Source organism: Halomonas sp. PBN3 (assembly GCF_000475415.1).
Taxonomy (GTDB): Bacteria; Pseudomonadota; Gammaproteobacteria; order Pseudomonadales; family Halomonadaceae; genus Halomonas; species Halomonas shengliensis.
On the sequence record NZ_AXCA01000008.1, the window covers coordinates 1 to 6,849 of the forward strand.

At 49.1% G+C, this 6,849-nt stretch carries 6 protein-coding genes and 1 pseudogene; 1 reads left to right on the forward strand and 6 read right to left on the reverse strand.

Going from position 1 to position 6,849, the window contains the following annotated elements; all coding sequences use genetic code 11:
• Positions 1 to 94 precede the first annotated feature (94 nt).
• From Q673_RS20440 to Q673_RS35715, 5 genes are all read right to left on the reverse strand, one after another.
• Positions 95 to 460: a hypothetical protein gene (locus Q673_RS20440; protein WP_023004485.1), complete on the reverse strand. Its 366-nt coding sequence runs from the start codon at positions 458 to 460 to the stop codon at positions 95 to 97.
• Positions 461 to 858: 398 nt separating this feature from the next.
• Positions 859 to 2,100, reverse strand: coding sequence for an NAD(P)/FAD-dependent oxidoreductase (locus Q673_RS35705; RefSeq protein WP_081137642.1), 1,242 nt, complete (start codon positions 2,098 to 2,100; stop codon positions 859 to 861).
• Between the two features lie 74 nt (positions 2,101 to 2,174).
• Positions 2,175 to 3,179, reverse strand: a complete 1,005-nt coding sequence (dctP, locus tag Q673_RS35710) for a TRAP transporter substrate-binding protein DctP (RefSeq protein ID WP_081711936.1) — start codon at positions 3,177 to 3,179, stop codon at positions 2,175 to 2,177.
• A gap of 48 nt (positions 3,180 to 3,227) precedes the next feature.
• Positions 3,228 to 4,526, reverse strand: coding sequence for a TRAP transporter large permease (locus Q673_RS0117890; protein WP_031217503.1), 1,299 nt, complete (start codon positions 4,524 to 4,526; stop codon positions 3,228 to 3,230).
• The gene (locus Q673_RS35715; protein ID WP_081711937.1) at positions 4,519 to 5,001 is read right to left on the reverse strand and encodes a TRAP transporter small permease; all 483 of its coding nucleotides are present in this window, start codon (positions 4,999 to 5,001) and stop codon (positions 4,519 to 4,521) included. The genes Q673_RS0117890 and Q673_RS35715 overlap by 8 nt, the downstream gene beginning before the upstream one ends.
• 323 nt (positions 5,002 to 5,324) lie before the next feature.
• Between Q673_RS35715 and Q673_RS35720 the strand changes: the two are divergent.
• Positions 5,325 to 5,936: pseudogene (locus tag Q673_RS35720) on the forward strand (transposase); the annotation flags it as partial.
• 10 nt (positions 5,937 to 5,946) lie between these two features.
• Here the strand turns inward: Q673_RS35720 and Q673_RS0117895 are convergent.
• The coding region (locus tag Q673_RS0117895; RefSeq protein WP_081711938.1) for an IS3 family transposase at positions 5,947 to 6,849 on the reverse strand (903 nt) is incomplete at its 5' end.

Sequence of the window (6,849 nt, forward strand, 5' to 3'; positions counted from 1 at the left end):
CTGAAGTGTGTGTCATGACCAGAACCTCCGGACATGACCGAGACCGCCCCCCTCCGGGAGCGATGTCCCGGTCGGGGTGGGTAGTGAGGAAGGGTTACGCGGCGAAAAGCTGCGCGTGGTTCAGCTCGTCGTGGCGTGCCACCAGCAGGTAGTCACCATGCTGGCGGTCACCTTGCACGACCAACGCCTCGAGCTCGAGAGCCAGAGGCTGGTGGGGATTCCCGCTGGGCGGGATGCGATGGTGAGTCAGCCGCACCGCCTGGGTCCCTGCTGGGTACCCGGACAGCTGGCGGGCCACGCTCTGCAGCAGCATCTGGAATCGTTCGATGGGCGTAACCCCATGCTCCGAGACCACGTGCTCTGCGACGTACATGCAGTCGTCCATGACCCGCTCGCTGATGCGGACCTTGCCCGCAAAGCCGTGGTCACGAGCCAGAAACGACATATCGTAGGATTTCATGGTGGATCTCCTGCGGTAGTGCACACAGGGGACACACCTTCCCCACCGGGGATGTGAATCCCCTGGTGGGTGATGGCACATAAGTGCCGAAGAAGAGATGCGGCATCCAACCCGGATGGGCAGCCTCGTCTCGGGATGCGCGAGGCCTTGGGAGGTGGCGTACCGCCAAGCGGCGCACCCTCGAAACGCCTGGGTGCTGGGGTGCCTCGGTTGGTGCCGGTCGAGACCACCGGGCCGCCGTAGGCGGCACTTGCATGAGTGAGCTTACGACACGAGCATGGAGAGTCAAGCGAGCTCATCACCTCGCACAGCAAAGCGCAGATTACTCACTACTCGGAACAACCAGTAGGACCCTACAGTTAGAAGCATTTGAGGGGCCGATTTCAATGGTTCAGGGGTTAGATATGCTTAGAGTAAGAGAATGGTGAAATATCAACTTTTTGCGGCTTCCCCTTAATCATGTTGGCAATTATTTCAGCAGTACCTGGAGCACCTGACATCCCATAATGTCCATGACCGAATGCATAAAAGATATTTTCATGAACAGGAGATACGTCAATTAACGGAATACTGCTAGGAAAAGAAGGCCTATCGCCAAACCAAACTTCAGATCCAGATGCAGAAAGATCAGGAAAAATTCGCTTAGCATTCCTCAACAATATATCTGCCCTTGACCAGTCAGGGAGAGCTCTAAGCCCAGAAATTTCCACTGTCCCTGCTAGCCTAAGGCCATCTTCCATAGGGGTAGAAAAAAACTTATAATCCCCTGAGACTATAGGAAAACTAGGCATAAAGTTTGGCGACACCAAATTAACATGGTAGCCTCTTTCATTTTCAAGCTTAACCTTGCTCAGGTCTTTTTTCATTAACTCTTTAGACAAAGCTCCCGCACAAATTACCACGTAGTCAGCTTCTAAAGCGCTCAACCTTGTAATTACTTTAACTCCATACTCTGAAGCGACTACTTCTTTAGCATGATCCTGAACAAAGTTGCCACCCATCTCTTCAAAAGCCTCAACCAAGGTATTGACAAGGCGATGAGGACTCACAGTGTAGCTAGCATCATTTATCAAAATCGCATATTTTACTTCTTTAGAAAGAGATGGCTCGACAACATTAACATCTCTATCAAAAAACTCCTCAAAACAAATCCCTGCCTCCTCACGAATTCGTTTAACAAAAAAATCCCCTTTAGAACTGGGCTTTTGTTTGAAAACATGAAGATGCCCAGTAGTCCTAATAAGATTGTTAAAATTTACTGTTCCCAGCATTTTTTTATACTGGTTTAAAACATCGTGATTTAAATCTTTAAGCGCTTTAGATGAATATGTAGAGCGGTCTTCACCTGACTCCATTATCCACCTTAACAGCCACGGAGAAACTTTAAGCAAGTGCCTCCAGCGAACAGATAGTGGACCATCACTATCAAACAACCAAGCAGGAACTTTTTTCCAAATACCCGGTATGGCCATTGGGATTATGGAAGCAGAGCTAATACCACCCGCATTACCAAATGAACAACCATTGCCTGGCTTAAGGTTATCCAACAAGGTAACAGAGTAACCTTCACAGGCCATCCGCAGTGCACAACAGCTACCGACTATCCCAGCACCAATTACTACGACGTTCTTTTTTTTCATAATAGAGTTATCAATATGGAAATACTGAAAAGCCTGGGGCGTTAAAGAAATAACGCCCCAGGGTGATTCGAAAATTACTTAGCAGAGTACCCTACAGCTTCTTCCAAAATTGGTGTAGCCCAGTCTTCTCCCATATCAGAAATTATCTCAGGCCATACCTGACTTCTTGCTACCTCTGCACTTTTTTCAAGCAATTCGTTAGAAACTTCAACAATCTCTGTCCCGGACTCAGCCAGGCGCTTTTCATTAAACTCTTGTGAAGACTCGGCCTGCTCCCAACGTTGTGACTCAAAATTTTCCGCAGCACTCAGAAGAGCAGACTGAGCCTCGCTACTAAGGTTGTCAAATGTGTCTTCATTGACCAACAAGTACCAGAACTCGAAATGAGTATTCTGAGGAATGTAATACTGAGTAACATCCCTCAATGAGTTATAATACCCCTCGGCACCAGCACCTATAGCTCCATCAACAACACCAGTTTGAATAGAAGTAAATGCCTCAGAGAATGGGAGCGGAGAACTAATATAACCCAATGCCTCACCTAGAAGGGAGAATGTTTTAAATGGAGGTACCCTGAGTTTCACCCCACCTTTGTCACTAACACTTTCCACTTCGACAGGCTCCCTATTCAAAGAGATCCCACCAAAATAGACAGGATAGCCTGCCAATACTTTTATATTTTGTTCATCATAACGCTCAGCAACTGCCTCGCGGATAGGGGAACCTGGCCCAAATATTTCCTTTGCTTGATCCCAATCAGATGCGAGATAGGGTAGAAGCCCAATTTGTAGCTTTTTATCAGCACTGCTGGAAATTGGTTGAAGTGCCATTTCCACGGCACCTACAGACACCCTCTCCTGAACTGTGGTGTAATCACCCAAAGAGCTTGCAGCAAAAACCCTAAAGTCCACATCATCGGTTTTAGATGTAACAGACTCCGCTAAAGCTTTCACATTCTGATCATGCTCAGTACCTTGCGGTCTAATGTGAGCTATTTTTAGCGTGCTAGCCATAGCACTAGTTACGTCGAGAGAAACAATAGCACCCAAAAAAATTGCGGAAGCTGTTTTAAGTTTCATGAGTTACTCCTGGTTTTTAATTATTCAACACCGGAATTTAGCTACTACTCAGTAGCCGAATAGGCCCGGAATGGCCATTGACAAACCGGGCCAATATGCTGTTAGAAGCGCTACCGGCATGTAGGCAAAAAACAGCATAATCATTGCAGGCCTGATAATTTCAGAAAACTTAGTATTACCAACCCTGGCAGCCAAGTAAAGAATGCTTGCATATGGAGGCGTAACACCGCCCATTGCTGTGCTAACACCAATTATCGCCGCAAACTGAATAGGACTCACTTCCATAGCTTGCATTAATGGCATAAGCAGCGGAGCGACGAGGATAATTGCAGTAATATCGTTAACAACCATGCCCAGCGCGAACAACATCAAACAAATTAACAGCAACAAGATATACTTGTTTTCGGATATTGAAAAAACAGCATCTACTAATTCCTGCGGCACACCATTCATGACAAACATCTGACTAAGAATCAAGCTAAAGAAAATCATGATAAGTATGGCGCCAACAGATGTACCTGCCTCTTTCCCTGCCGAAAGCAAGCTTTTGAAGCTTAATCCTTTATAAATGAGCCAGCCAACCGGTATGGCATATATCACTGCAACAGCAGCAGCCTCTGTAGGAGTCATTATTCCGCCATAAATCCCACCCAGTATAATCACCGGCATTAAAAGAGCAGGCGTAGCTGAAAAACTTCTCTTAGCTACAGAACTAACCTTTTCCTTAAGTGGCAACGGATCATCAAGAATAAGATCAAACTTACGCGACATAATAATATTAACAACAGATAAAAGAAAGGCGACCAACAGACCAGGGCCTAATGTTGCCAAGAAGGCTGCAAGTATAGATGTCTCTGTCACCCAGCCGAATATTATCATGGTAACACTCGGGGGGATCAAAAGCCCTAGAACGGATGAATTAGCTATGAGAGCCGCAGCAAAAGACCTGGGGTAACCTCGCTTTTCCATTTCTGGAATAAGCACAGGGCCGACAGCAGCTACTCCAGTCAAACCACTCCCAGAAATTGCGCCAATAATGCCACAGCTGACTGTGGCAACAACACCCAAACCACCTTTAATTCTTCCAACAAATTCGTTAACTAATTTTAGCAGGGCTTCAGCAATTCCACTCACACTCATTATGGTGCCGGCAAAAACAAACAGAGGTATTGCAAGCAAAACAGGTGAAGAAATCTGTGCATAGCCCCAAAGCATAACGCCGTTCATCACAGCATCGCCCATCAGCACCATGGCCAGCATACCGCCAGCAAAGCAATAGGGTAGAGGCACCCCAATAGTTAACAGGAATACAAGCACACCAAGTGCAACTGCTGCTGACTCAAGCATTGTTAAGCGCCCCTTTCTTATCATTCAAGCTAACAAAGCGAGTCACTATATTAATCGCTGTAAACAAGCTCATTGCAAGAAGCCCTAAGAATAGTGCCGCATCTGAGTAAATTGTTGGCCAATACAGAACGGGGGTCATCTTCTCCGTTTTTAGAGAGTACATAAAGAAATCCCAAGCCCAAAAAGTAAGCCATGAAGCTATTGACAAACTGACCACATCAGATACAATTAGCTGGACCTTTTTTGCCCAATCGCTTTTGAGAAATATCTCCAAAACGTTCGCTCTTATTTGTTGGTCTTCTCGAGATGCATTTACACTGCCCAATATATATAGCCATAAAACAGGATACATCAACATATCCTGCATCCCCATGAATGATATTCCTAAGACATACCTGGTGATTACTTGAGAAAACTGCAGCCCAGCAACAGCTACTAACAGTGAAGTCAATATTATCTTTGCTGCGGTATTCATCAGAGCCTCGTGAAGTTATGGACTTTTTTTAGTTTCAATTTATACATCACATTTTTCCTAAATTTATTATTATCAAAATTAAAGCTAGCATTGCTACGCCACATTGGTCCAATACGGTTTGATGCGGAGCCTATGCGCCAACATTATACCTCTTCTACGAATCACCCACCTCTTTTCTACTTGCTTAACTGGAATATTAAATATAATAACTAACAACCAAATATGAAAAAAGAATAAGAAAACCTAAATATTTTTATCCCGCCTTATTCATGGGGCAGCACTAAAAATCAAGATGGCGAGTGGTTTTCTCTTGTAGAATCAAACTGTTCCTAGCAGAACACGACTCAAGAGGACCACTCGCCATGGGTGAAAGACTATCCGCCTGGACGCCCTCGTGCAACGGTTCTGTCCGTGTCGAGCTCAGCGGCCAACGCACCACCAGCGACAGCGGCGCCCTGCTGCTGCGTGAAGCCCTCGATAACAGCGGCGTGATCGAGGCGCTCGAAGATAACCTAATTGATCGACGCCACCCGCTGCGCGTCCGTCATTCGCTGGCCAGTCAGCTGCGCACCTTGGTGCTGCAGCGGGCGATGGGTTGGATCGATCTCAGCGATACCGACATGCTGCGGCGTGACCCGCTCTGGCAGCTGGCCTGCAGCGATGCCCGCGGGATGACGCCCCTGGACCAAGATCGACCATCTCAAGCCACGCTGTCACGACTGCTAACGTGCCTTGGCCGCGACGACAACATCGATACCGTGCACGAAGGCCTGTTGCGACTGGTGGTCTGGCGCCTGGCCTCGCTGAAGCATGGCGAGCGCCCCAAGCAGCTGACCGTGGACATCGACGGCCTGCCGATCGAGGTCCACGGTCACCAGGGCGGCTCGGCGTTTCATGGTCTTTACGGCGCACGCTGTTCTGGTCAAGTCGTAGCGGACACTTTTATTAAGCTGCTTCCGCGATTTTCTCGATCTCCCTCGGCGTGTGGTAGCCAAGGGTCGAGTGGAGCCGGCAGCTGTTGTACTCCATCTCGATATAGGTCACGACGTCGCGCCTCGCTGACTGGCGGGTCCAATACCGCTGTCCCTCCAGCCATTCGCTCTTCAGAGAGCCGAAGAAGCGCTCCATGACCGCATTGTCCCAACAGTTCCCCTTGCGGCTCATGGAGGCCAGGAACCCGTGCTTTGCCAGTCGTTCGCGATACGCACGAGAGGCGTACTGGCTACCGCGATCCGAGTGGTGAAGCACGCCTCGGGGAGGCTGTCGGCGGCCAATTGCCATCTCCAGGGCGTCCAGGGTGAGTGACGTCTTCATATGGTCGGCCATGGCCCAGCCGATGACCTGTCGGTCGTAGAGGTCCAGCACGGCCGCCAGGTACAACCAGCCTTCCAAGGTCCAAATGGCAGTGATGTCGGCCACCCACGCCTGATTGGGCTCAGGCACCGTGAACTGCCGCTTGAGCAGGTTGGGAGCCACTGGCAGCGCGTGGTCGCTGTCCGTCGTATGCCGGTAGCGGCGACGCTGTCGGCAGGCGACACCCGCTTCCTGCATCAGGCTACGCGCCTGATAACGACCGACCGTATGACCTCTGCGACGGAGTTCCTTGGCCATTCGCCGGCTCCCATAGCTACCACGTTTCTGATCGTGGATGTCCTTGACCTCCCGGTGCAGGCACTGGCGCTGCTCATCGGGTTCACGCTGACGCCAGGCATAGAAGCCACTGCGGCTGACGTCCATGACACGGCACAGCACCGCCACTGGGAAGGAGGCCTTCTCCGACTCGATGAACTGGTATCTCAGCTCGACTCTCTCGCGAAGAAGGCCGTGGCCTTTTTTAAAACCTCCTTT